At 61.4% G+C, this 22,404-nt stretch carries 16 protein-coding genes; 9 read left to right on the top strand and 7 right to left on the bottom strand.

What is annotated here, in order from left to right:
* Nucleotides 1-189: 189 nt before the first annotated feature.
* Nucleotides 190-1,599, top strand: coding sequence for a PQQ-like beta-propeller repeat protein (locus tag P5205_08530; GenBank protein ID HSA10404.1), 1,410 nt, complete (start codon nt 190-192; stop codon nt 1,597-1,599).
* Nucleotides 1,600-1,883: 284 nt separating this feature from the next.
* Here P5205_08530 and P5205_08525 read toward each other — a convergent pair whose 3' ends face one another.
* The gene (locus P5205_08525) at nt 1,884-6,404 is read right to left on the bottom strand and encodes an immunoglobulin domain-containing protein (protein HSA10403.1); all 4,521 of its coding nucleotides are present in this window, start codon (nt 6,402-6,404) and stop codon (nt 1,884-1,886) included.
* Nucleotides 6,405-6,604: 200 nt separating this feature from the next.
* Between P5205_08525 and mnmA the strand changes: the two genes are divergently transcribed.
* From mnmA to rplI, 7 genes are all read left to right on the top strand, one after another.
* The gene (gene mnmA / locus P5205_08520; protein ID HSA10402.1) at nt 6,605-7,723 is read left to right on the top strand and encodes a tRNA 2-thiouridine(34) synthase MnmA; all 1,119 of its coding nucleotides are present in this window, start codon (nt 6,605-6,607) and stop codon (nt 7,721-7,723) included.
* An 843-nt stretch (nt 7,724-8,566) separates the two neighbouring features.
* Nucleotides 8,567-9,511 (top strand): ribose-phosphate pyrophosphokinase, encoded by a 945-nt coding sequence (locus P5205_08515; GenBank protein HSA10401.1) that lies wholly within the window; start codon nt 8,567-8,569, stop codon nt 9,509-9,511.
* Nucleotides 9,512-9,536: 25 nt separating this feature from the next.
* Nucleotides 9,537-10,352: a 50S ribosomal protein L25 gene (locus P5205_08510; protein HSA10400.1), complete on the top strand. Its 816-nt coding sequence runs from the start codon at nt 9,537-9,539 to the stop codon at nt 10,350-10,352.
* A 48-nt stretch (nt 10,353-10,400) separates the two neighbouring features.
* Nucleotides 10,401-11,009, top strand: coding sequence for an aminoacyl-tRNA hydrolase (gene pth / locus P5205_08505; protein HSA10399.1), 609 nt, complete (start codon nt 10,401-10,403; stop codon nt 11,007-11,009).
* Nucleotides 11,006-11,326 (top strand): 30S ribosomal protein S6, encoded by a 321-nt coding sequence (gene rpsF, locus P5205_08500; protein HSA10398.1) that lies wholly within the window; start codon nt 11,006-11,008, stop codon nt 11,324-11,326. Before pth ends, rpsF begins: the two co-directional genes overlap by 4 nt.
* A gap of 14 nt (nt 11,327-11,340) precedes the next feature.
* Entirely contained in the window at nt 11,341-11,778 is a 438-nt protein-coding gene (gene ssb / locus P5205_08495; protein HSA10397.1) for a single-stranded DNA-binding protein, read from the top strand.
* A gap of 60 nt (nt 11,779-11,838) precedes the next feature.
* On the top strand, nt 11,839-12,540 hold the full coding sequence (rplI, locus tag P5205_08490; GenBank protein ID HSA10396.1) for a 50S ribosomal protein L9: 702 nt from the start codon (nt 11,839-11,841) through the stop codon (nt 12,538-12,540).
* A gap of 9 nt (nt 12,541-12,549) precedes the next feature.
* On the opposite strand, the gene P5205_08485 is transcribed toward rplI, so the two are convergent.
* The 5 genes from P5205_08485 to P5205_08465 form a co-directional block, all read right to left on the bottom strand.
* The gene (locus P5205_08485) at nt 12,550-14,580 is read right to left on the bottom strand and encodes a VWA domain-containing protein (protein HSA10395.1); all 2,031 of its coding nucleotides are present in this window, start codon (nt 14,578-14,580) and stop codon (nt 12,550-12,552) included.
* Nucleotides 14,577-15,575 (bottom strand): VWA domain-containing protein, encoded by a 999-nt coding sequence (locus P5205_08480; protein ID HSA10394.1) that lies wholly within the window; start codon nt 15,573-15,575, stop codon nt 14,577-14,579. The genes P5205_08485 and P5205_08480 overlap by 4 nt, the downstream gene beginning before the upstream one ends.
* Nucleotides 15,572-16,147, bottom strand: a complete 576-nt coding sequence (locus P5205_08475) for a hypothetical protein (GenBank protein HSA10393.1) — start codon at nt 16,145-16,147, stop codon at nt 15,572-15,574. Before P5205_08475 ends, P5205_08480 begins: the two co-directional genes overlap by 4 nt.
* A gap of 102 nt (nt 16,148-16,249) precedes the next feature.
* Entirely contained in the window at nt 16,250-17,206 is a 957-nt protein-coding gene (locus P5205_08470) for a DUF58 domain-containing protein (protein HSA10392.1), read from the bottom strand.
* Nucleotides 17,203-18,192, bottom strand: coding sequence for a MoxR family ATPase (locus P5205_08465; GenBank protein HSA10391.1), 990 nt, complete (start codon nt 18,190-18,192; stop codon nt 17,203-17,205). The genes P5205_08470 and P5205_08465 overlap by 4 nt, the downstream gene beginning before the upstream one ends.
* 239 nt (nt 18,193-18,431) lie before the next feature.
* Here P5205_08465 and P5205_08460 point away from each other — a divergent pair, with 239 nt between their 5' ends.
* Nucleotides 18,432-21,005, top strand: a complete 2,574-nt coding sequence (locus tag P5205_08460; GenBank protein HSA10390.1) for a C10 family peptidase — start codon at nt 18,432-18,434, stop codon at nt 21,003-21,005.
* 447 nt (nt 21,006-21,452) lie between these two features.
* Here P5205_08460 and P5205_08455 read toward each other — a convergent pair whose 3' ends face one another.
* Entirely contained in the window at nt 21,453-22,376 is a 924-nt protein-coding gene (locus P5205_08455) for a bifunctional riboflavin kinase/FAD synthetase (protein ID HSA10389.1), read from the bottom strand.
* Nucleotides 22,377-22,404 lie beyond the last annotated feature (28 nt).

The raw sequence follows: 22,404 nt of genomic DNA, 5'->3' as shown, positions 1-22,404 counted from the left end.
GGCCCACCGCAAGGCGAAACCCGCCACTTCTTCCCGCGCCAAGTCCACGAAGGCCCGTCGGTAAGTTTGGAAAGCAGTTGTCCGGTCTGCCGTCGCGTGGGCGGCCAAAGCCGTTCTCCGTCCTGTGATGCTCTCTAGCTCGGAGAAGCTCGACGTCGCGCGCAATTCTGGCTACAACGTGCCCGATTGATGAAACAGCGCGCCCCGACGAAGTCCATTTTCCTGATACCGGCAGTGCTCGCAATTCTGGCGCTAGCGTTGTTTGTGCTGTGGATTCGGCACGGATCAGATAGGCCTTTGGCGATGCGTGTTCCGGGCACAGACCAGGCTCCCGGCGGCGAGCAGGATACCAAAGCCAATCCTGTCCTCGCCGGCAGGCTTGCGCGCTCGGACGGCCAGCCGGCAAACCTCCCAGGCACCTGGCCCCAGTTCCGCGGGCCGAATCGGGATGGTATCAGCACGGAGACGACATCTCTGGCCCGAGTCTGGGCGCCGGGACAACCGCGCGAGCTGTGGGCGCTTGACGTCGGCGAAGGCTACGCTGGCGCAGCCATCCTCAACGGACGGGTCTATCTCATGGACTACGACCGCGACCACAAGCAAGATGCCCTACGCTGCCTCTCGCTGGCGGATGGGCGCGAAATCTGGCGCTATGCCTACCCGGTCCCGGTCAAACGCAACCACGGTATGTCGCGCACGGTCCCGGTCGTCACTGACAAGCTGGTCGTCGCGATGGGGCCGAAATGCCATGTTGTTTGCCTGAACTCGACCACCGGAGAACTCGTGTGGGGGCTGGATCTGGTTCGCCAGTACGGAGCCATTGTGCCGCCTTGGTACGCCGGGCAATGCCCGCTGATTGACAATGGCGTGGTCGTTCTTGCCCCCGGCGGCGATGACGCCCTGCTGCTGGCAGTGGAAGCCGAAACCGGGAAGGTCCTCTGGAGGACCCCCAACCCCCAATCCTGGAAGATGACGCATTCCTCTGTGATGTCCATGGAGTTTGACGGCCAGCGGATGTATGTCTATTGCGCCAACAAAGGTGTCGTCGGGGTCTCCGCCAAGGACGGCTCGATCCTTTGGGCAACGCCGGAATGGAAGATCAGCATTGCCACCGTGCCCTCGCCGCTGCCGCTGGACGGCGGCCGCATTTTCCTCACCGGCGGTTACAACGCTGGCAGCCTCATGCTCCAGCTAACCAACGATGCCGGGCGTTATGTGCCTCGAACCGCGTTCAAGCTGGAGCCTCAGGTTTTCGGCGCTACCCAGCACACGCCCGTCCACCATGATAACCATCTCTATGGCGTTCGGGCTGACGGGAAGTTCACCTGCCTTAGCCTCGAGGGGAAGGTGGTTTGGACCAGCGGACCCGGGCAGCAATTTGGCCTCGGCTCCTTCGTCCTGGCCGACGGGCTCATGTTCGGCATGAACGACACGGGCCTGTTGCGGCTCTTCGAGGCCACGCCACAGAAGTATGCGTTACTGGCCCAAGCGCAGGTCTTGGCAGGCCGTGAATCCTGGGCGCCGCTGGCCCTGGCCGGCGGCCGGCTAATCGCCCGCGACCTCACCCGCATGGTCTGCCTGGAGGTGGCGGCGCCGTGAGGCATGCGCGTTCCATTGCGCGAAAATTGTGCCGTGATTCGCTGGCGTGGGGAAAGGTGCTTGGTGCAAGTGCCAGTCCCACGCAGGCGAAACGGCTGGACGCTTGTGCCAGAGCCGCAGTGCATGCGGTTCTATCTGCCGGTGGGAATCCCACGCGCGAAGAGGAGCTCAAACTTCTGCACGCGGCGCGACAATGCCGCGCCCATTTGCACGGAGCGATTTCCAAATGGGTGGCGCCCGGCCCGAAAGGACCGCGAAGAAGCTCCCTATCCCTCGCCTGCGGCTCAGTCCCGCACCACGATCCGGTAGAAGCGCTGCCCAGTGAGTGAGCCAAGGGTGTCCGGGACGGAGGCGGTATTGCTGGTGGCAACGACGTTAGTGAGGTCAACCCAGTCGGTGGGGGTCAGGCTGTCCTTGAACTGCACACCATAAGTTGTTTCGGCTATGGCGCTCCATTGCAGGGTAACGGTCTGGTTGGACAGCGTGAGGCTTTGCAGAAGCGGCCGGGCAACCACCGTGATGTAGAACGTTTTCACATCACTTAGCACCGGCACGCCATTGTCGGTCACCCGCACGGCCACCGGATTGATCGTATCCAACTGGGCAGCACTGGTCGGCCAGCTAAACACACCAGTGGCAGCGTCAATCTCCGCCCCCGCCGGCGCGCCCGGATCGAGGCTGAAAGTCCGGCTTTGCGCAGAATCAGGATCGCTGGCCATCGCCGTAAAGCGCAACGTGGCTCCGGCGTGGATGGACCGGTCGCGCACCCCGCTCAGCACGGGTGGGTTGTTTACCGCGAGCAGGGCAGGGGGGCTGCTGACCGAGCCGCCAACGTTGCTGACCACTACCACGTAGGGGCCGGCGTTGGAGGATTGCGCGTTGACGCAGGTATAGCTGGTGCCGGTCGCACCCGCGATCGCCGTTCCGTTGAAGTGCCACTGGTAGTCCAGCGGGCCGGTGCCGGTTGCTGTAAAGGTAAAGGTGGCAGTTGCCCCCGCAGCCACATTCTGGTCTTGCGGCGGCGTGGTGATGACCGGCGGATCAATTACTGTAAGGCTTGCGGCGGCGCTCACGGTCGGGCCTACCCCGTTGGCTACAACGACCGTATAGCTGCCGGCGTGCGCCGCCTGGGCGTTGTTGATCGCGAAGGAGGAAGTGGTTGCTCCTGCGATGTTTACCCCGTTCAGCCGCCACTGATAGCTCAGCACGGTGTTGGTGGCACTGACACTGAAGGTCGCGTTGCCGCCAGCCGCGACGGTTTGTCCAACGGGCTGCGTAACAATGGAGGGCAGGTCGAAGTACTCGACCAGGACGTCGTCAATCCAAGCCTCGCCGGTCGTAGTGCCAGCGGCCACCGATCCAATCAGTATCGAATCTATGGTGGCATCCGTTGCGCTGTATATAGTCCGGCTCAGGATGTCGTCCACGTAGAAATCAATAGTCGTCCCGTCCGCCCGGCGCTCAATCGCAAACTTGTGCCAACTCGTGGAACGACTCGGCGCGCCGGCGGCATTCAGGTTGAACCAACCGGCATTGGCGCCGTTGGACACGCGGCCCTGGTACTTCGTGCCGTCCCACACTTCGCCTGTTAAAGTGACGCTGCTGTACTTGCCGGCAGCGAGGAGTTGTTGTATCGCACTCCCGTCGTACCCTGCGCCTGTGTGAGCGCGAACTTCGGCGTATGCGCGGGTCTGCGCGCCGTCATATATCCACCAGGTCGCCCGCATCCGACCACCGACCTCAATCCCAAAATTGTGATACATCTTGTCGAGCGAATTGTCCACGCGCGCGCTGCAACCGCCGCCAGGAGTATGGTTCTGGGCGTTGGAACCGTCCAGGCTGCTCGCGCCAGGGTATACGGCCCAACCGCTAAGGTCGCACGACTCGAAGTTGTCCTGGAATGCAATCGCTGCAGTCAGCGTCAGGGCTGCTTCCGCGCTGGTGACGGTGCCGTAGGCATTGCTCACCACCACAGAGTAGAGCCCTACATCGGCCGATTGGACGTTGCTCCTGGTATAGCTGCTGGCGCTGGCGCCGGCGATAGCGGCACCATTGCGCCGCCACTGATAGCCGAACGGCGGCGTTCCGGCGGCCACTACGCTGAAGGTCACGGCAGTGCCGGCGCTGACGGACTGGCCCTGAGGTTGCGCAGTGATTGTAGGCGGGAGCCCAGTGGCCGACACCACCAACGTTGCATTCGAGCTGGTTACCGACCCAAGCAGGTTGGACACGACCACCGAGTAGTCCCCGGCATCCGATGGTTGCACGTTGACGAGCGCGTGACTGCTGCTCGTCGCCCCCGAGATCGGTGCGCCATTGAGAAGCCACTGATACGCCAGCGGTGCCGTGCCGGCGGCCGCCACAGAGAAGGTGACATTAGCGCCCGCGATGACCGCCTGTCCCTGCGGCTGCGTGGTAATTGTTGGGGCAGTATTCGGGTAGAGTTGGGAAGTCGGAATGATCTCTTTAAGCTGGCTGGCGCACGACCAACGGAGTTGAGCCGTGGCCCCGCCGCCGTTTTCGTAATATTCCAGACGAAAGTCGTATTTCTGTCCGGCGGCCAGGGCAATCGAGCCACTCCACTCGGTGGGGCCCTGGTCACCCCATTGATCTACCAACAGGACGCCGTTAACCCAAAGCCGTGCGCCATCGTCGGTGCGGGTATAAAACGTGTAGGTCTGGGTGTAGCGCGGTTCGACCTGTCCGGCCCATCGCACCGAGAAAGCATCAGGCCCGATGCTGGCATCGGGGGAACCCGTGCCCCAGTCAAAATCAACCGTCGCGTCGGTGCGAACGATTTTGACGGTGGTAAGGTCCTGGTTGTCATAGTAGCTGCCTTGCAGCCCGGTGCCGGTGCCGGGGGCAATCGGCGTTGTCGTCAGGACCAATTGGGTTGCGCTGCTCGTGACCGAGCCGCCGGTATTGCTGACCAACACGGTGTAAAAGGCCGCGTCCGACAACTGCGCGTTGACGATGGTCAGAGCCGTGGTCGTAGCGCCGGAGATGTTTGCTCCATTCTTCATCCACTGGTAAGCGAGCGGCGCCGTGCCGGTGGCCGCCACGGTGAAGGTCGCACTGCCGCCATTACCAACCGTCTGCTGCTGTGGCTGCGTGGTGATGGCGGGGGCTTGGACGGGATCAAGGGTGTCCGCGATGAAGTTGTCGAAGTAGGCGCCGCGCGCGGCTGGATTGCTGCCGCCGGCGTGGTTGCTGTAGCCCATCCCGCAGTGGCCGGAATGGAACGTCGAGTCAGTGGCTTCGACCAGCAGGTTTCCGTCCAGGTAATACTTGATGCTCGTGCCGTAAGCTTCGATGCGCATGGTGTGCCAGCCGCTGCTGGTAATATAGGTGGCCGTGGGGAAGTAATCTGTAATCGCGGCGTCCACTAGCTTGGCCGCGCGCAGACGCCCGTCGTCGTTGTCCCAAAGCAGCGCGTAGCTGTTGCCCGCTCCTTCGTAGGTGGTGTCCAGCCCGGCGAAGCCGTCGTCGCGCAGGAAGATGCCGTAGCGCTCCCACTCGTCTGTGCCGAGGTAGGAGGGCTGATAGCTGAAATAGACGGCGCACTGCACGTAATAGTTGCGATGGCCCGGCTTGCCCACCGTGACCGATTCGCTTGTGCCGGTGCCATAATTGGTTTTGTCAGTCATGAACAGCGCTTTGCCGTCCCCGCCCGGGGCGGCTGGGCTGAACGACTTGACTACCGAACGGTTGAACTTGGGCCGGCCGAACATGGACTTGCCGGTCGTGGTGAAGTTCTCGGTGATGGGGAAATCGTTGTCGGGCAGGTTGGCGAGGTTGACGTTGGGGTTGGTCAACTCTGGGTAAACCACCATACGGCTGTTTGGCTTGACCCACCCCCACGTGGCCGAGGCACCGGGCACCGGGATGCGATAGTAACCGTTGGATATCTGGTCAGCGACAAACCGGCCACCGCCGAATACGATCTCGCCGATCTGCGCGGCGCCGTCGCTGGCTGAGGCTCGAATGGGGTATTTGGACGCGAGTTGGCCTAGATGCACGTAGGTCACATTATCCGGCAACGGCTGAATGACCGTCCCTGTGAATACCTCCTCCACGTCGGTTGCCCGCAGCCATCCCGACCGATAGGCGGTATTGTTCGGAATGAAGACCTGGTAATAGCCGCGCTTGGGATAGCTGCAGAAATAAAGCTGGTCCAGGTATGCCGTTCCAATCTGAGTGCTGCTGTCAAAACGGCCATTCCGGATTGCTGTGCTCGCCACCGTCACCCTTACCACTCGCCCGAGCTGATGCGTGCCCGCCGGGTTGAACATGATCGGATACTTGAAGTGCGCCCAGTAGAGCGGGCAGATCGCCGTGCCCCCGCTTCGCAGGTCGCTCTCGAAATGCAAATGCTCTGAGTCGGACAGCCCCGTGTTGTCGGAGAGCCCAACCTGGTCGCCGACATTGACGTGCTGGCCGACGGAGACGGAGACCGAGAGCATGTGGCCGTAGATGACATTAACGGCATCGCCGTTGGGGGTGAGGCCGTCAACGGCGATCTTGACGTAGTTGCCGTAATAAGGATCGCTATGGTCGTTGGCAGCGTAGCCGGAATAGGTGCCGATCACTGTGCCGGCGGCGGCGGCGTAGAGGGGCGTGCCGGTCTGCATGGAGAAATCGCTGCCGATGTGGCCGTTGTAGGCATCGGGGGATACGAAGCTCGATCCCGACCAACCCGTCCAGTCGGCGATGTTGCCGCCGGACAACAGGTCCACGTAAGCCTCCTGGATGAATCCATCCTCGAACGGGAGAATTTCAAAGGGGCCGAGCGCTGCCGTGTTCACAGTGGTTGCAGCCAGGCAGACGGAGCTGAGGACTAACAAGTTTTTGCAGTGCATAATCAGGTGACACTTAAACGCACGACTCTGGATACGCCGAACAAACATCTAGGAATGTCATCATGCCGGGAGCCAGCCAGGAGGCAAGGCGATAACCGAGGCGAGTCGATCTGCCAGCCCGACGCGTCTGCGGCGCCATTTACAGGGTGCCAGGGCGCACGTATGTTAACGCGCTTGTGACCGCGCAGAAGAAAACACGCGTTGTCGTGGGGCTGAGTGGCGGGGTGGACTCCTCCGCCACCGCCGCCCTCTTGCTTGAAGAGGGCTACGACGTGGTCGGGGTGACCCTCAAACTATGGTCGTACGATTGCCTGCTGCTCGCGGAGGACAAGTGCTGCGGCCCCCAGGCCATCGCGGACGCCCGGGCGGTCTGCCACAAGCTGGGCATCCCGTATTACCCGATGGACGAATCGGCCGAATTCCAGCGCCGGGTCGTTCAATACTTCGCGGAGGAGTATAGGGCCGGCCGGACGCCTAATCCCTGCGTGGTGTGCAACCAGCACCTGAAGTTCGGCCGGCTGATCCAGCGGGCCGAGCAGCTTGGAGCCCAATACGTCGCCACCGGCCACTTTGCGCGGCTTGAGAAGAGCCCGGACGGCTCCCGCACCCTGCTGAAGCGGGGACGCGATTTGCGCAAGGACCAGAGCTACTTTCTCTTCTCGCTTAGGCAGGACCAACTGGCCCGTGCCCTTTTCCCGCTTGGCGACAGGACCAAGACCGAGACCCGAGCCTTGGCCCGGGGTCGCGGCTTCCGGACCGCCGACAAGGAAGAGAGCATGGAAATCTGTTTTGTGCCGGACAACGATTACGGCAAGTTTCTCCAGCAGGCCAAGCTCGTCCAGAAGCACCGCGGTGAGATTGTAAATCTCCAGGGCCAGGTGCTTGGCCAGCATGACGGTATCGAGTTCTACACGATTGGACAGCGCCGCGGCCTTGGCATTTCCTCTCGCACGCCGCTTTACGTGATTGAGCTGGATGCCAGGCGCAACAGGGTCATCGTGGGCGACGATGCAGCCCTCGTAGGAGATGAATTCGTTGCGGCGAGGTGCAACTGGATCCCTTTCGACGCTCCGCCCGCCACTTTCGAGGCGGCTGTCAAGATTCGCTACAACCACCCCGGCGCCCCTTGCACGGTCACTCCGTTGGCCGGTGGATCGGTCAAAGTGAAGCTGCACGTTCCCCAGCGCGCCATCACGCCCGGTCAGGCGGCGGTGTTCTACCAGGACGATCTCGTGCTGGGCGGCGGCTGGATTACCCTTAGCTGATAGTCATGTTGGGCAGCGAGTGACAGGGCGGATGCGAGCCACGTGCTGGTGACGCTCGGCTTCCCACGCGTTGCCTCACGGCAAAATGACACCATGGGTTTAGCATCTTGGTGTCCGTGTTTCCACACCTATCTTTGGTCAACGGTTTGCCCCCCTTCGCGGAGCGGAGGGTACTGGGCTCGTTTGTGAACGCCGTTCTGTACACGGCAGCGACGATCTGTTCGTTCTATTTGGCCGCGACCATGGGCCAATCAGATTCGGTTCTTCGAGAAATTCCGGTGAACCTTGATGGCGATTCGTCGTCTGGCGCTCCCCTTTTCTAACCTCCAGCGCCCCCGATGGACGGGCGATGGCGCCGTTGCAGTGGTCGCACGCTGGTTCTGGCTTGTGGATGGCATGCTAATGCGGTCCGGCTACGGTGTGTATCCCATGGGGAGCGCTCCCCATGGGATACACACCGTAGCATCACCCTGCCGCCACCGTAACCCCAAGCCGGAGGTGCCAGTGTCATCGGGGACCGAGGAAGTCAGGCAGGCAGCCCCACTGTCCAAAATATGGACAGTGCGCAGATTAGAGGTTGCGTGGGCCCATCCGGCTCTGGCCTGTTCGCAATGTTACCCTTAAGATCCGTGTGCCTCAACCATCCGGGCTGTGCGGGTGAAAACCACTGTTGGCACTTCCCGGGAATCCGTGATGAAGCTTGCGTTTGTCTGGCGCTGAGGCTCCGCGTCTGTGCGTGTGCGCGGATTCCGCTTGCGCCGCGCCAGCGGGCTGGTAAAGTTTGGCCTGCTTTTTAGCCACCGGTGCGGTGGTTTTTTGTTTTAACCATAGAACAGGCGATTTGTGAAGATTTTCAGCGGCAGTTCGAATCCACCATTGGCCGAGTCCATTTGCGCATATATTGGAATTGGGCTGGGCCAATCCACCATCAAACCGTTCCCGGACGGGGAGACGTTCGTGAAGGTCGAGGAGAATGTTCGCGGGGAAGATGTCTTCGTAGTCCAGTCCACCAGTCCGCCGACGAACCATCATTTGATGGAAATGTTCATCATGATTGATGCGTTGCGACGGGCGAGCGCGGCGCGGATCACCGCAGTGCTGCCGTTTTACGGGTACGCCCGGCAGGACCGCAAGGACCAGCCGCGGGTGCCGATTACGGCCAAGCTAGTGGCCAACCTGCTGGTGGCCGCAGGCGCTAATCGAATCCTGGCCATGGACCTCCATGCCCAGCAGATCCAGGGGTTCTTTGACATTCCGGTGGATCATCTGTATGCGGCGCCGGTGATGTATGAGTACCTGAAGACCAAGAAGCTGCGCGACCTGGTCGTGGTGAGCCCGGATGTGGGCGGGCTGAAGATGGCCTATGCGTATTCGCAGGTGCTGGAAGCGAGCCTGGCGATTGTGGCCAAACGGCGCAAGAGTGCCAGCGAGGTCGAGTCTATGGCTGTTATCGGCGAGATTCGTGGCAAGGATGCCTTGCTGGTGGACGATTTGACCGAGACGGCGGGCACTCTGGTCAAGGCGGCCGAACTGCTGAAGCACAAGGGCGCCAGGAAAATCTTGGCCTGCGTTTCCCATGCCATCCTCAACAAGATGGGGGTTGAAAGATTGCGCAAATCGCCTATTGACGAATTGGTGACAACTGATACTGTCCTGCGCCCTGTCATCAGCGGCGTAAAGATCGTGACGCTGTCGGTGGCGGGGCTTTTGGGCGAAGCCATCAAGCGGATCCATAGCAATTCGTCGGTCACTTCGCTGTTTGAATTTAGAGGCGGGCGCACGAGCTAACGCCGCTGTTAATAGAAACTAGACAATGAAATCAGTAGCACTCAAAGCCGCTCCCCGAGTCCTGGGGAGGCGCGCCGGGGCCAAAGCCCTCCGCGCGGGCGGCCGCATTCCGGCCGTCATTTATGGGCGGCATGCCCAAACGCAGAACCTCGAGGTCAGCGCCAAGGAAATGGAAGACCTCATCCACCATTCGGTGTCCGAGAACCTGCTCGTGGACCTGGCCGTCAAGGACGACGCCCGGCCCAAGCGCCTGGCGCTGGTGCAGGAAGTCCAGCACCATCCCCTCACCGGCAAGGTGCTGCATGTTGATTTTCATGAGGTGGCCGAAAACGAGAGAGTGACCATTCAGGTGCCGGTAGAGGCAGTTGGCGAATCCGAAGGCGTGAAGACGGAAGGCGGCGTGCTCGAACACGTGCTCTTCAATATTCGGGTGCGCGGCCTGCCGAAGGATTTGCCGGAGCAGATTTTGGTGGACGTGAGCCATCTCAAGATCGGGCAGGCCATACACTTGGGTGACATTTCCGCGCCTGCGGGCTGCGAGATCCTCGGAGACAAGCACATTTCCGTCATTGCCGTCTCCGCGCCGCGCACGGAGGAGGAGGAAGCGGCCGAAGCGGCAGCGGCAGCGGAAGCTGTGCCGGGCGAGGTCGAGATGATCAAAGAGAAGAAGGAAGAGGGCGAAGAGGGCGCTCCGCCGGCCAAGGGCGCGGAGAAAGGTGCCGTCAAGGGGGCCGAAAAGGCTCCAGCCAAGGGTGCGGAGAAGGTCGCCCCGGGCGCCGAGAAAGCAGCCCCAGCCGGAGCCGAAAAGAAGGCTGCGCCCGCAGCAGGGAAGAAGAAGTAACTTGGGTGGCGGCCCGGGCTCGACCGGGCTGCCAGACCAGCGCCCCGGATGGAGAACCTGTATCTCATCGTGGGTCTGGGCAATCCCGGCGCGGAGTATGCGCGGACCCGGCACAACGCGGGTTTCCTCACCGTCCAACGGCTGGCGGAACGATGGCGCGCGGTTTGGGCTTATGAGAAGAAGTTCAATGCCCGGCTGGCTGCCGCGCAGCGGGCCAACCGCCGCGCGCTGCTTTGCGAGCCGCAGACGTACATGAACTCGAGCGGTGAGGCGGTTGGGATGGTTATGGCGTTTTACCAGGTGCCGGCGAAGCGATTGCTGGTAGTGGTGGACGATGCGGACTTGCCGCTGGGCGAAATCCGGATGCGGCCGGGCGGCGGCAGCGGCGGCCATCATGGGCTGGAATCCATCGAGCGGCACGTGGGCACTTGCGAATACGCCCGGCTGCGAATAGGAATTGGCCGGCAGAGCGGCGCGCGCGAAATAGCCGGCCACGTGCTGGGGCGATTTAGTTCGACGGAAGCGGCGTTGGCAGATAGAGTCGTGGGCGTGGCATCCGATCAGGCCGAAACCTGGCTGGACGCCGGAATACAGAAAGCAATGAGTCAATTTAACGGAGTCGTAACCGGCTCCGCAAACGAAAGAGAAGAGCAGTGAAACGATACGAAGGCCTGTTCATACTTGATACGGCAGGAAGAGAAGAAGGCATCAAAGATGCCATTGACAAGATCTCCGCCGAGATCACCTCGCTGGGCGGCAAGGTGGAAACCGTGCAGAAGATGGACAAGAAGAGCTTTGCTCGCGTCGCCAACAAGCGTCACAGCGCCGGTTTCTACGTCAACGTGATCTTTGAGGGCCAGCCAACGATTCTGGATCAGTTGAAGCGTCGGTTCACCATGAGCGAGGACGTTTTCCGGGTGCTGTTCACCGAGGCCGCGGCACCGAAACCGGCAGCAGCAACAGCCACCGTCTAGGAGAAAGGCTCACTATGACTGGATTCAACAAAGTGATTATAGCAGGCAACCTGACTCGCGACCCCGAACTCCGTTACACGCCCAAGGGAACGGCGGTCGCCCGACTTACTCTTGCCGTTAACCGAACATGGAAGAGCGAAACCGGCGAATCCAAGGAAGAGGTGAGCTTTATTGATGTGGACGCTTGGGCGCGCCAAGCCGAGATCATCGCTCAATACATGAAGAAAGGCCGACCCCTGCTGGTGGAAGGCCGCCTCAAACTGGACACATGGGAAGACAAGACCACGCACCAGAAGCAAAGCAAACTCAAAGTCGTATTGGAGGGATTCACCTTCATTGACTCAAGGGGCTCCGACAACGCCGCGCCGACCGCCACCCGTCCGGCGTCTGCCCCAGCTGCCGCAGCCGAGCCCGAATCCGCCGCGCCCGAAGAAGACGACGTTCCATTCTAGGATCGGCGGTGGAAGGCTCATTCGCCCCCACGTAACACGCAACACGCAATTCTTTCACACATGGCTAAAACTGAAGTCATCCTCACTCATAACATCGTTGGTCTGGGCGCCGAGTCCGACCAGGTCAAAGTCGCCGCTGGCTACGCGCGCAATTTCTTGTTCCCGCAGGGTCTGGCAATTCCGCTGACCGGAGTCAACAAGCGCCGGCTGGAGGTCCTCCGCCAGCGGCGTGCCGATCGCGAAGCCCACGAATTCAACACCATGAACGAGCTGGCGAAGAGCCTCGCCAAGCTCATCTGCCTGCTCACGGTCAAGACGGGCGAGGACGGCAAGATGTTCGGCACGGTAACCTCGGGCATGATCGCTGACCAGCTCAAGACCCAATTCGACGTCTCACTGGACAAGAAGAAGATCCATCTCGAAACACCTATCCGCACTTTGGGCGACCACGAAGTTGAACTTCGGCTTCACCATGACGTTACTGGCAAGCTCAAAGTCCGGGTCGAGAGCACCACGCCGCCACCAGAGCCAGTCGCCGCCCCGGCTGCGGAAGCAAAGAAAGAAGAGTCCAGGACCGAGAAGCGTGGCCGTCGTTACGATCCTGCTCACGGAAGGACCGGAGGCGCCCCCGCCAAAGCCGATGCGGGCGACAAGAGGACTCATGGCTCCCGGCCGGACCGCCCTCCGCGGGCCGAGCGTGCGCCCAAGCCTGAAAAGGCTCGCGCCGCGGAAAAGGAATCGAAGCCATCCAAGGCGGACTAGGGCTCGGCCTCACCAATCCCTGAACGGTCGGCTGGTATCCTGCGGCTTGCCGGTGGGCTGGGGCTGGAGCAATTTCTCATCCTCCTTCTGCGCGTCCAACAACTGCTCGGCTTGCGCCCGGGTCATCTGAGCTAGCGACTGAGTGGCGGCGGACTGCTGGTCCTGTTCGCCGGAATCCTCCTTGTCCTGGCCGGCTGACTGCTGCGCCTGCTGCTGGTCCTGCTTCTCAGGCGGGGTTTGCTGGGCGGCCTGTTGTTGCTCCTCCTCCTTTTTCTGCTCCGCCGACTTCTGTTGTTCGGAGGAGTCCTGCTTCTGGTTTTGCTGAGCCTGCTGTTGTTGCTGATCTTGTTGTTTCTGCTGGTCCTGCTGTTGGTTTTGGTCCTGCTGCTGTTGCGGGTTCTGCTCCTGATTGTCGTCTTGATTATCCTGCTTGTCCTTTTGGGACTGTTGCTGCTCCTGCTTGAGTTCTTCGAGCTTCTTCTTCACAAACTCGTAGTTGAACCTGGCATCCAGGTCCTGCGGGTTGAGCTTCAGGCTGCTTTGGTAGCCTTGAAGGGCTTTCTCCCAGGCCTCCGTGCGCTGCTTGGGGTCGGGATTGCGTTCGCCGAGGTGGTAGAGGGAATTGCCCTCGTTGTAATAAGCCAGCCCCTGGAGCTTAAGGTCCGGTGAAGAGAGCGTGGCGTTGAACTGCTTGGCGGCTTCGTCGTATTGCTGGTTGCGGTAAGCGGCGGTACCGGCGTTGAAATGCAGGCGGGGGTCATCAGTTTTCTTCTTGAGCAGGCGTTCATACTCCTTGAGCGCCTGGTCGTAGTTGCCGGCCTTGTATTCCCTCAGCGCGGTGGAGGGCGAAGCGAACCCTTGCCCCGGCCAGAGGAGGAACCACGAAACGCACGACACACACAAAAGCGGGACGGCGTGCGGCAGGCTGGAAGTCCGGGAGCGACTTTGGGGTTTAGCCGGCGGGCTCCCGGTTGAATTTGATCGCTCCCCAGCGCGGGGTTCTTGAGACCGGTTAGTGTCGTTCGTGTAATTCGTGGTACGCATGCGTTTACGCTCAGGGAAGAGCATTTCCACGAGCAGTAGCACAATGGCCGTCGCCAGGGGTAAATGGTAGCGCTCGTGATAGCGGCGGACGAGTTTCTCCTGGTGCTGAGTCTTGGGCAGCTTGGCCAGGCCCTCGTCGTAGAGCGTGTCAATGGCTTTGGCTCCGCGCAACGGCAGGTAGAAGCCTCCTTCGGTTGCGCCGGCGATTTGCTGCAACAGCCGCTCATTCAGGTGCGACTTCACAACGTTGCCCTGCTCATCGCGGACATAATCGCTGCCACCCTTGGCATCCTTGACGCGCAGAATCTCCCCGTCAGCCGTGCCAATGCCGATGGTGAAGATGCGCAATCCCTCCTTGGCCGCTTTCTCGGCAGCCTCCAGCGCGCCGGAGTCCTGGTCTTCGCCGTCGGTGAGCAGCACCAGGACCTTATAGTTGTCGCCCTCTTTGTAGGCGGTCAGGGCGGACTGAATTGCCTCGGCCAGGGCCGTGCCGCCCTGGGGTATGATGTTCACGTCGAGCGCTTCAACGCTTTGGCGGAAAGCCGAGTCGTCAATGGTCAGGGGGCACTGCAGAAACGCGGTGCCGGCGAACGCGACCAAACCCAGGCGGTCGGATTTGGCGTGTTGCATCAGGTCCAGAGCGGCCAGTTTGGCACGGGCCAGGCGGTTGGGTGCGATGTCCATCGCCAACATGCTCTTCGAGGTGTCAATTGCCACAACGATGTCCAGGCCACGCTGCTTAACTTCTTCCCAGTGGAATCCCCATTGCGGGCGGGCCAGCGCGAGGATGAGGCAGGCGGCGGCCAGGACTAGACAGGCAACGCGAATCCTCTGGCGCGTAGCAGAGATGCCGACGGTCAGGCTGGGCAATAGGCGGGCCTGGATGAACTGAGCGAGCAGTTGCTGGCGCTTGCGCCCGGCCCACCAAAAGAAGGCCAGCAGGGCAGGGGGGAGCGCCAGCAGCAGCCAGAGGATGTGGGGATTGGCAAAAGTCACGGCAGGCGCCTCCAAATCGTATGCCGCAGAAGCACTTCGAGCAGGAGAAGCCCCAAGCCAGGCGCGATGAGCCAGGGGAACAGTTCGTCGTGACGAGAGAACTTCATCACGTCAGCCTCGGTTTTCTCCAACTTGTCAATCTCGGCGTAAATGGCCTGGAAGCGCTGGGAGTTGTCGGCACGGTAGTATTTCCCGCCCGTCAAGCTGGCGATCTTCTGGAGCGTGTCCTCGTCAATGTCCACCGGATGCTGTTGATAGCCGACTTTGCGCCCGTCCATGTACACCGGCATCGGCGCCATGCCGCGGGTGCCGACGCCGATGGTATGGACTTTGACGCCGAGTTTCTGAGCCGCCTCGGCCACGGTCAGGGGCGGGACTTTGCCTGCGTTATTCTGGCCGTCGGTCATCAGGATGACGATCTTGCTCTTGGAATTGAGATCACGCAGGCGGTTGATGGCCGTGCTGAGGGCCGACCCTATGGCGGTGCGGGAATTGTCAATGGTGCCCAGTTCAAGCCGGGCGAGGTTCTCCAGGAGGAAGTCGTGATCGAGCGTCAAGGGCGAGGCGATATAGGCCTGCGTGGCGAAAGCTACGATGCCAATGCGGTCGGCGGGACGTTTGTCAATGAACGTCTTAAGCACTTCCTTCGCCATCGCCAGCCGGTTGATACGTTCTCGGCCCACTTCAAAGTCTTCGGATGCCATGCTGCCCGAGAGGTCGAGCGCCACGGCGATGTCAACGCCGCTGGCGGTGACCTTGGTTTCGCTCCTGGTGAGGCGCGGCTGTGCCAGGGCGATGATCAGCAGCGCCAGGAGCAGCCAGCGCATCGAGGCCAGGAACGCGCCCGAGCGGGTGCGGCTGACATTGAGAATGCCGCGGACCAATTGGACGGAGGAGTAGACGAAGGCGGGAGGTTTGCCTTGCTTGCCTTTAAGCCACCCCAGCACCGGCAACAACAGGAGCAGCAGCAGCACGTATGGATGGCCGAAGGTCATGCTTGAGCACCTGTTTTCACCGCTTCCAAGGTGGCCATGATCGGCTCGGTCTCCTCGACCAACCGCACCGCCGAAGCGTGCAGGTCGTCCAGTTCTGGCCGCCCCGGCTCGTATTTGGCGAACTTGACCAGGTCGCACCGCTGGAGGAAGTCGCCCAGGCTGGTCTTCTGGTCCGGCGTCAGCAGGTTGGTTCCCTGCAACTCATATAGAAACTCCTCGGTGGTCCGTTCCGGCGCGTGGAAGTCGAACCGCTCCTCCAGATACCAGCGGATGGTGTCGGAGACGAAAATGCAGAACTCGCGTGGCTGGTTGATCAGCGCCAGCGCTTCCCGCAGTTCTTGTTTTGCTCGAATATGAGGCGGAACGACCGGGACGACCTTGGCTCGCGCTCGGCGCCGCTGCCAATAGCGCCAGGCCCAGAATCCCACCGCCGCAGCCGCAAGGATCAGCAGCGTCCACCAGAGCCACGCCCAGCCACTCGGTATTTCGACCGGCGGCTTGATGTCGCGCAGCGCGTTGGTGCCGGCGCTTTCCGCCAGGAGGGACTTGGTCTGGAGGTTTGTTGCGGCCATCAGTTTATGGCGTGCTCCTTGTTGTGTAGGGCGTAATCCCGTGCGGCCTTCCACGCAACACGCACCATGCAGGCGTATGGACCTGGACCTTCGAGATCATTCCTACCCCCGCAACCGCCGTTTCTCGCGCGTCTCGAAGAACCGGCCCAACTCCGCGGCGTACGGCTGGTCGGTGCGCAGCCGGATGGCGTCAATGCCGGCGGAGCGGAATAGCCGTGCCAAGTCGGCCTGGGCGCGAGCCTGCCGCTCGGCAAAGGCGGCGCGTTTACGCTCGTCTCCAGTGTTGATCTCAACGACTTCACCCGTCTCAGCGTCGTTCAGCACCAATCGGCCAAGCGCCGGTAGTTCGAGTTCATACCGGTCAGTTATCTGCACCGCCACCACGTCATGCCGGCGATTGGCCTGGCGCAGCATGGTCAGCGATGCCTGGGCCAGCGATTCAAGCAGCATGATCTGGGGGCGAAGTGTGCCGCGGCGCCGGCCGGCCGGATCTGCCGGCGAACCGATAAAGTCCGAGATGACCACCGCGATGGCCCGATGGGGTGTTACCCGCAGCAGGAATTCCAATGCACCGTTCAAGTCCGTGCCGCGGCGGCGCGGCTCGAAGAAGAGCACCTCGCGGATGACCCGCAGGACGTGGCGGCGGCCTTTGCGCGGCGGGATGAACTTCTCGACTTCGTCGGTGAACAGGATCAGCCCCACCTTGTCGTTGTTGCGAATGGCCGAGAAGGCCAGCACCGAAGCAATCTCGGCCGCCAGCTCGCGCTTGGACTGGTCGCGCGAGCCAAACAGTCCCGAGCCGCTGGCGTCCACCACCAGCATGAGAGTTAATTCCCGCTCCTCCACGAACTTTTTGACGAACGGATGGTTCATTCGCGCCGTGACGTTCCAGTCAATGGAGCGAACCTCGTCGCCGGGCTGATACTCGCGCACCTCGTCGAAGTTCATCCCCTGGCCCTTGAAAACGCTGTGGTACTGGCCGGCCAGCGTCTCACTCACCAGCCGGTTGGTGCGGATCTCGATCTGGCGGATCTTCTTGAGAATATCCCGGGGAATCATGGCACCGGCAGCTCATCAAAGATCTTCTGGATGATGGTCTCGCTGGTCTTCTCCTCGGCTTCCGCCTCGTAAGTGATGGCCACGCGGTGCCGCAGCACGTCCATGCCGATGCTTTTGACGTCCTGCGGGGTCACGTAGCCGCGCCCTTTGAGGAACGCGTAGGCCTTGGCGGCCAGCGTGAGGTAAATAGTTGCGCGCGGGGAGGCGCCAAGCTGGATGAATTCCTTGACCTGAATCTTGTGCTCCTCCGGATCCCGCGTGGCGCAGACCAGGTCCACGATGTAGTCCTTGACCTTGTCGTCCATGTATATGTCGTTGATGACCTGGCGGGCCTGGAGGATTTGTTTCGGCTCGACGACCGGGGTGGTGGTGGGCGTGCCGGAGGTGCGGGCCATCAGGTCGAGGATTTGTCGCTCTTCGCCCCGCGACGGATAGCCGATCTTGAGCTTGAGCATGAAGCGGTCAACCTGCGCCTCGGGCAGCGGGTAGGTGCCTTCCTGCTCGATCGGGTTCTGCGTGGCGAGCACCAGGAACGGCTCCTCCAGCTTGAAAGTTTGGTCGCCGATGGTGACCTGCTTTTCCTGCATCGCTTCGAGCAACGCGCTCTGCACCTTGGCCGGCGCGCGGTTAATCTCGTCGGCCAGCACCAGGTTCGCAAAGATCGGTCCCTTGCGTGTGGTGAATGCCCCGGACTGGGGGTTGTAGATTTGCGTTCCGATGACGTCTGCCGGCAGCATGTCGGGCGTGAATTGCAGCCGCGAGAATCTGACGTTTAGACAATTGGCCAGGGACTTCACCGACAGCGTCTTGGCCAACCCCGGCACGCCTTCCAAGAGCACATGCCCATTAGCCAGCAGGCCGATGAACAGCCGCTCGACCAGGTAAGTCTGCCCCACGATCACCTTTCCTAACTCGTTAAACAGGGGGCGCACAAACGCCCCAGCCTCTTGCACTGCCGCGTTGATGGCATTGATTCCGGTATTCATGTGTTCTGAAATATTACTCACCGATGGACAGGAAAACCAGAAAATGCGTTCAACGCAGGGATGGTACTTGAATTGCTGCCGTGGGTCTGGTAGAACAGGCCTTGTCGCGGCGAGGGCTGACGTTATGTCGCCCAGCCACGAGCTTTGTTGGCGATTCTTTTGTGGAAGGCGACGGCGCTTTGGTTTGAGGGCACGCCGCGATTCCGGAACCGACAAAGCGGCGCACGCCCGTTTAGATAATGATCACCGATCAAACCAACAGCCCCATCTGCCAAGACCCAGTGAAGCACATCCATTTTTTCTTGAACCGGCTCGACACGGCCCTTGCGGTACTGGTGTTTGGAACTCTGCTGAGCCATCCTTGGCAGGCCGCCGAGGCGGCGCCTGTGACTTCAAAGCAGGCGGCCGCGGCCGTTGCTGCCTGGCTCAACCTGGACCGGGCGCCGTTGGGGGAGGAGTTGGGCACAACCGTACAGCGGGTGGACACTTTCAGCGACAACGCTGGCAGCGCCCTGTATTATGTGGTGTATTTGGCCCCCTCCGGCTTCGTCATTGCGGCCGCTGACGATCAGGTTCAGCCGATTGTCGGCTTCGCTCGCGCCGGCAAATTTGACCCTTCGACTGGTAATCCTCTGGGCGCCCTGGCGAGCGGCGATCTGTCGGCCAGAGTTTCTTACGCCCGATTGGCGAAGAACGCAGCCAACCCGGACACCAACGCGCTCAAAGCCCAGGCGAAGTGGCGGCGGCTTGCCACTCAGGAAGCCAAACCGGCATCCGAAGGGGCCACGGATCAGGCTCTTGCGAGCGTGTCGGATGTCCGAGTAGCCCCCCTGACCCTGAGCACCTGGGACCAGGGAACCGCGGCCGCTGGCGGCACGACCGCATGTTATAATTACTATACTCCGCCCTATGGAGACGGAAACAAGAACAACTACTGGGCGGGCTGCGTCGCAACGGCAATGGCCCAACTGATGCGCTACTACGAGTTTCCTGTCGCCAGCGTCGGGTCGGCAGGATTTGAGATTTATTCAGATGGCTCTCCCCTAATGTATTACTTGCATGGGGGCACTGGTCCCGGCGGCGCCTATGTGTGGAGCGACATGCCGTTGATGCCGCCCTCCAGTCCCACCACGACGCAATGCCAGGCCATTGGCGCATTAGTCGCAGATGCGGGCGCCACGGTCGGCATGAGCTACAGGGCAACGGGTTCTTCCGCATCCCTGACGGATGCCAAAATCGCGCTGACCACCACGTTCCTCTACTCCAGTGCCGTTGCGAGGTACAACAACGGGTCCGATATAGGCGCCAATTTGATCAACATGGTCAACCCGAATCTGGATGCTCGATACCCGGTGGTCCTGGGGATCAAAGGCCCGAGCGGGGGACATGCCGTCCTGGCGGATGGCTACGGCTACAGTGATTCCACCCTCTTCCACCATTTGAATTTGGGGTGGTCGGGGGCAGCCTCGGCGTGGTATGCGCTGCCGATCGTGGAAACCAGCAACTATGACTTCAACGTGGTGCACACTTGCCTGTACAACCTCTACACCAATGGCGCTGGCGAGATCATTAGCGGCCGGGTAGTGGACCAGATTGGCCGGCCGGTCGTTGCTGCCACCGTTACAGCCGTAAAAACTGGTGGCGGCACCTATACGACCACCACCGGCAGCCAGGGAATTTACGCCCTTGCCAGAATCCCCGCCAATTCCACCTACTCCATCACTGTCACCAAGACCAATTTCACTACCACCAGCCGTACGGTCACGACTGGAACATCGTGGGACTACACTGCTGCCAGCGGCAATCGGTGGGGGGTGGACTTCACCAACAACATGCTGACGACAGTGCTGGACCATCTGGTATGGGGCCCGGTAGGTCCCACGCAGTACCTGAATGCGCCATTCCCGACGACCATCACGGCCCGGAACCTCACCAACGGCGTGGCCTCTGGTTTCGCGGGCCCCGTGACCTTGAGCGCTTATGCTTCCGGGGCCGGATCTCCCGCCACGATTGTTGGGAACTTGTCACCGAATAGCTACCTGTTCGGCTCCGAAATGACGCACGGCTACGCCTTTACGCCAAACACTAATGTTCAGATCACCGCCGTCCGCGGTTACAGCACAGACAAGGTTTCGATCTGGACTGATAGCGGCACCCTGCTGGCGAGCCAGGACGTGTCGGCATTCGGCAGTTGGACCGAGGCAGCGCTGGCGACGCCGATAACGCTTGCTGCGGGCACGACCTACCGCGTCGGTGCACGCATCCCTCAAGGGACCAACGGTTACTTCCGCACGACCTCGTGGCCTACTACCTTTGCTCAAGGTACTGTGGGCCAGAACTTCTACTGGTCTTACGGCGATGTGTTCCCGACTTCGGTCCGCGGCACCGCACAGGGGCCGATGGTTGATTTGCGCTACCGGGTTGTCTTCTCCAACTCCATTCCCGTGAGCCCAGCGACCTCCGGCGCCTTCGTAAACGGCGTCTGGAACGGAACGATTACTGTGGGGCAAAACGCCACCAATGTGGTGCTCAAAGCAAATGACGGTGCCGGGCACACAGCCCTAAGCAGCCCCTTCAACGTGATCACTGCCCTGCGGCTGCTCTCGCCCCAACGCCTGGCCGGGGGGCAATTCCGATGCACCATTTCCGGCCCGCCGGGCCAGAAGATTGAAGTCCTGGGCTCGACCAACTTGTCCAACCCGCTGAGCTGGGTCACCGTGGCCAGCTTCACCAATACCACTGGCACCCTCCAGTTCACGGACTCCGCCACGGGGATTCCCCGGCGATTCTACCGTGCCCACCAATTGCCTTAACACGGCAGTCCAGTAGTGCTGTTCCGTATTCCTGGACCGAACAGCCACCCTCGTGGAGATTACCGCAGTGTCCATTTTTAGGACAGTGGTGGTTTCCGAACGCGGCCTGACGGTCTGAAATGCCCGTGCGACAACGCTGTGATACCCGTGATGCCCCAGTGTGTATCCCATGGGGAGCGATCCCCATGGGATACACACCGGGGTCCCGCTGGATTGCCGCCGTCCCGTCGCCGTAGCTGGATTGGGCGCAGGGTGCCTTAAGGTCAGGGGATGGGCGGAACCGGTAGTTGGGGTGGCAGTGGGCGGGCGTGACTGGATGCAACCGGCTCATAGTGCCGGTGTTGAGCCCACCTGCGCGGTGAGACGATGTTGACCGATACTGGCCAGGCTGGGTTCCGGACTGTGTGCAGGCAATACGTTAGTGGATTTGCGAAATCGAGTCCTTTGCTAGAACCGCATTTGGGCGTCGAGGATGTCCCGGGCGATTTGCTGGCGTAGTTCGGTGAGCGAGGCAAATTCCTTCTCTGTGCGCAGATTCTCCACGAAGGCTACTTCCAATTCCTGGCCGTAGAGGTCGCCGGTGAAGTCAATCAGGTGCGCCTCCACCCTTAACTGCGGGTTCGGATCCCGCAGGGTGGGCCGGTGGCCAATATTCAGGACCGCGCGGCAGGTTTTGCCGCCCGTCTCCGCGAGGACGGCGTAAACCCCATTTGGCGGCAAGGCCAGGGTGGCGGCATCGAGGTTGGCAGTCGGGAAGCCGAGTCGGTGGCCCAGCCCGTCCCCCCGAATGACCGTACCCGCCAGGGAATAGGCGCGGCCGAGCATCTGGCTTACCCGGTCCAAGTCTCCCGCCCGAATGACTTGCCGGATCCGAGTGCTGCTGACGGCTTGGCCGTCCAGCGACACCGCCGCCATGCCGTGCACCGCGAATCTCAGCTCCACCCCAAGCTTCCTCAACAAGTCCACATTCCCACCGCGTTTATGGCCGAAGACAAAGTTCGCCCCGACACAAAGGCTTTGAATGTTACCCAGGTCGCGCGCCAGTCCGCGAACGAATGCCTCGCCGCTCTGCTCGCTGAATGCCTTGTCGAAACGAATGAGCAGCAACGTGTCGGCTCCCAAAGACTCGATCGCGCGCAGCTTCTGCGGGAGTGAGTAGATCAGCGGCGGCACCCGGCTGGGGGCGACCACTGTGTTCGGGTGCTGGTCGAAGGTGATGACCAGCGCAATGGCGTCGTGTTTTCTGGCGTCGGTGAGCGTCTGGCGGATGACCTGCTGGTGCCCGAGATGGACGCCGTCGAAGAACCCGATGGCCAGGCAGACTTTGCGGCGCGCCGGGTTCAGCTCTTTGGCCGTGCGGATAATTCTCATGCGCGCTAAATGAGTTGAACAGGTTGAA

This window comes from Candidatus Paceibacterota bacterium (genome assembly GCA_035452965.1).
Classification (GTDB): Bacteria; Verrucomicrobiota; Verrucomicrobiia; order Limisphaerales; family UBA8199; genus UBA8199.
The sequence above is the reverse complement of the archived record's forward strand: the minus strand, read 5'-3'. Positions and strand labels throughout refer to the sequence as shown.

Bases quoted from the DNA above. Each gene is read 5' to 3' on its own strand.
- P5205_08480 (HSA10394.1), bottom strand. From the start codon at position 15,575: ATGACCTTCGGCCATCCATACGTGCTGCTGCTGCTCCTGTTGTTGCCG.
- ssb (HSA10397.1), top strand. From the start codon at position 11,341: ATGACTGGATTCAACAAAGTGATTATAGCAGGCAACCTGACTCGCGAC.
- P5205_08455 (HSA10389.1), bottom strand. From the start codon at position 22,376: ATGAGAATTATCCGCACGGCCAAAGAGCTGAACCCGGCGCGCCGCAAA.
- P5205_08460 (HSA10390.1), top strand. From the start codon at position 18,432: ATGATCACCGATCAAACCAACAGCCCCATCTGCCAAGACCCAGTGAAG.
- P5205_08475 (HSA10393.1), bottom strand. From the start codon at position 16,147: ATGGCCGCAACAAACCTCCAGACCAAGTCCCTCCTGGCGGAAAGCGCC.
- P5205_08465 (HSA10391.1), bottom strand. From the start codon at position 18,192: ATGAATACCGGAATCAATGCCATCAACGCGGCAGTGCAAGAGGCTGGG.
- pth (HSA10399.1), top strand. From the start codon at position 10,401: ATGGAGAACCTGTATCTCATCGTGGGTCTGGGCAATCCCGGCGCGGAG.
- P5205_08510 (HSA10400.1), top strand. From the start codon at position 9,537: ATGAAATCAGTAGCACTCAAAGCCGCTCCCCGAGTCCTGGGGAGGCGC.
- rplI (HSA10396.1), top strand. From the start codon at position 11,839: ATGGCTAAAACTGAAGTCATCCTCACTCATAACATCGTTGGTCTGGGC.
- P5205_08470 (HSA10392.1), bottom strand. From the start codon at position 17,206: ATGATTCCCCGGGATATTCTCAAGAAGATCCGCCAGATCGAGATCCGC.
- P5205_08530 (HSA10404.1), top strand. From the start codon at position 190: ATGAAACAGCGCGCCCCGACGAAGTCCATTTTCCTGATACCGGCAGTG.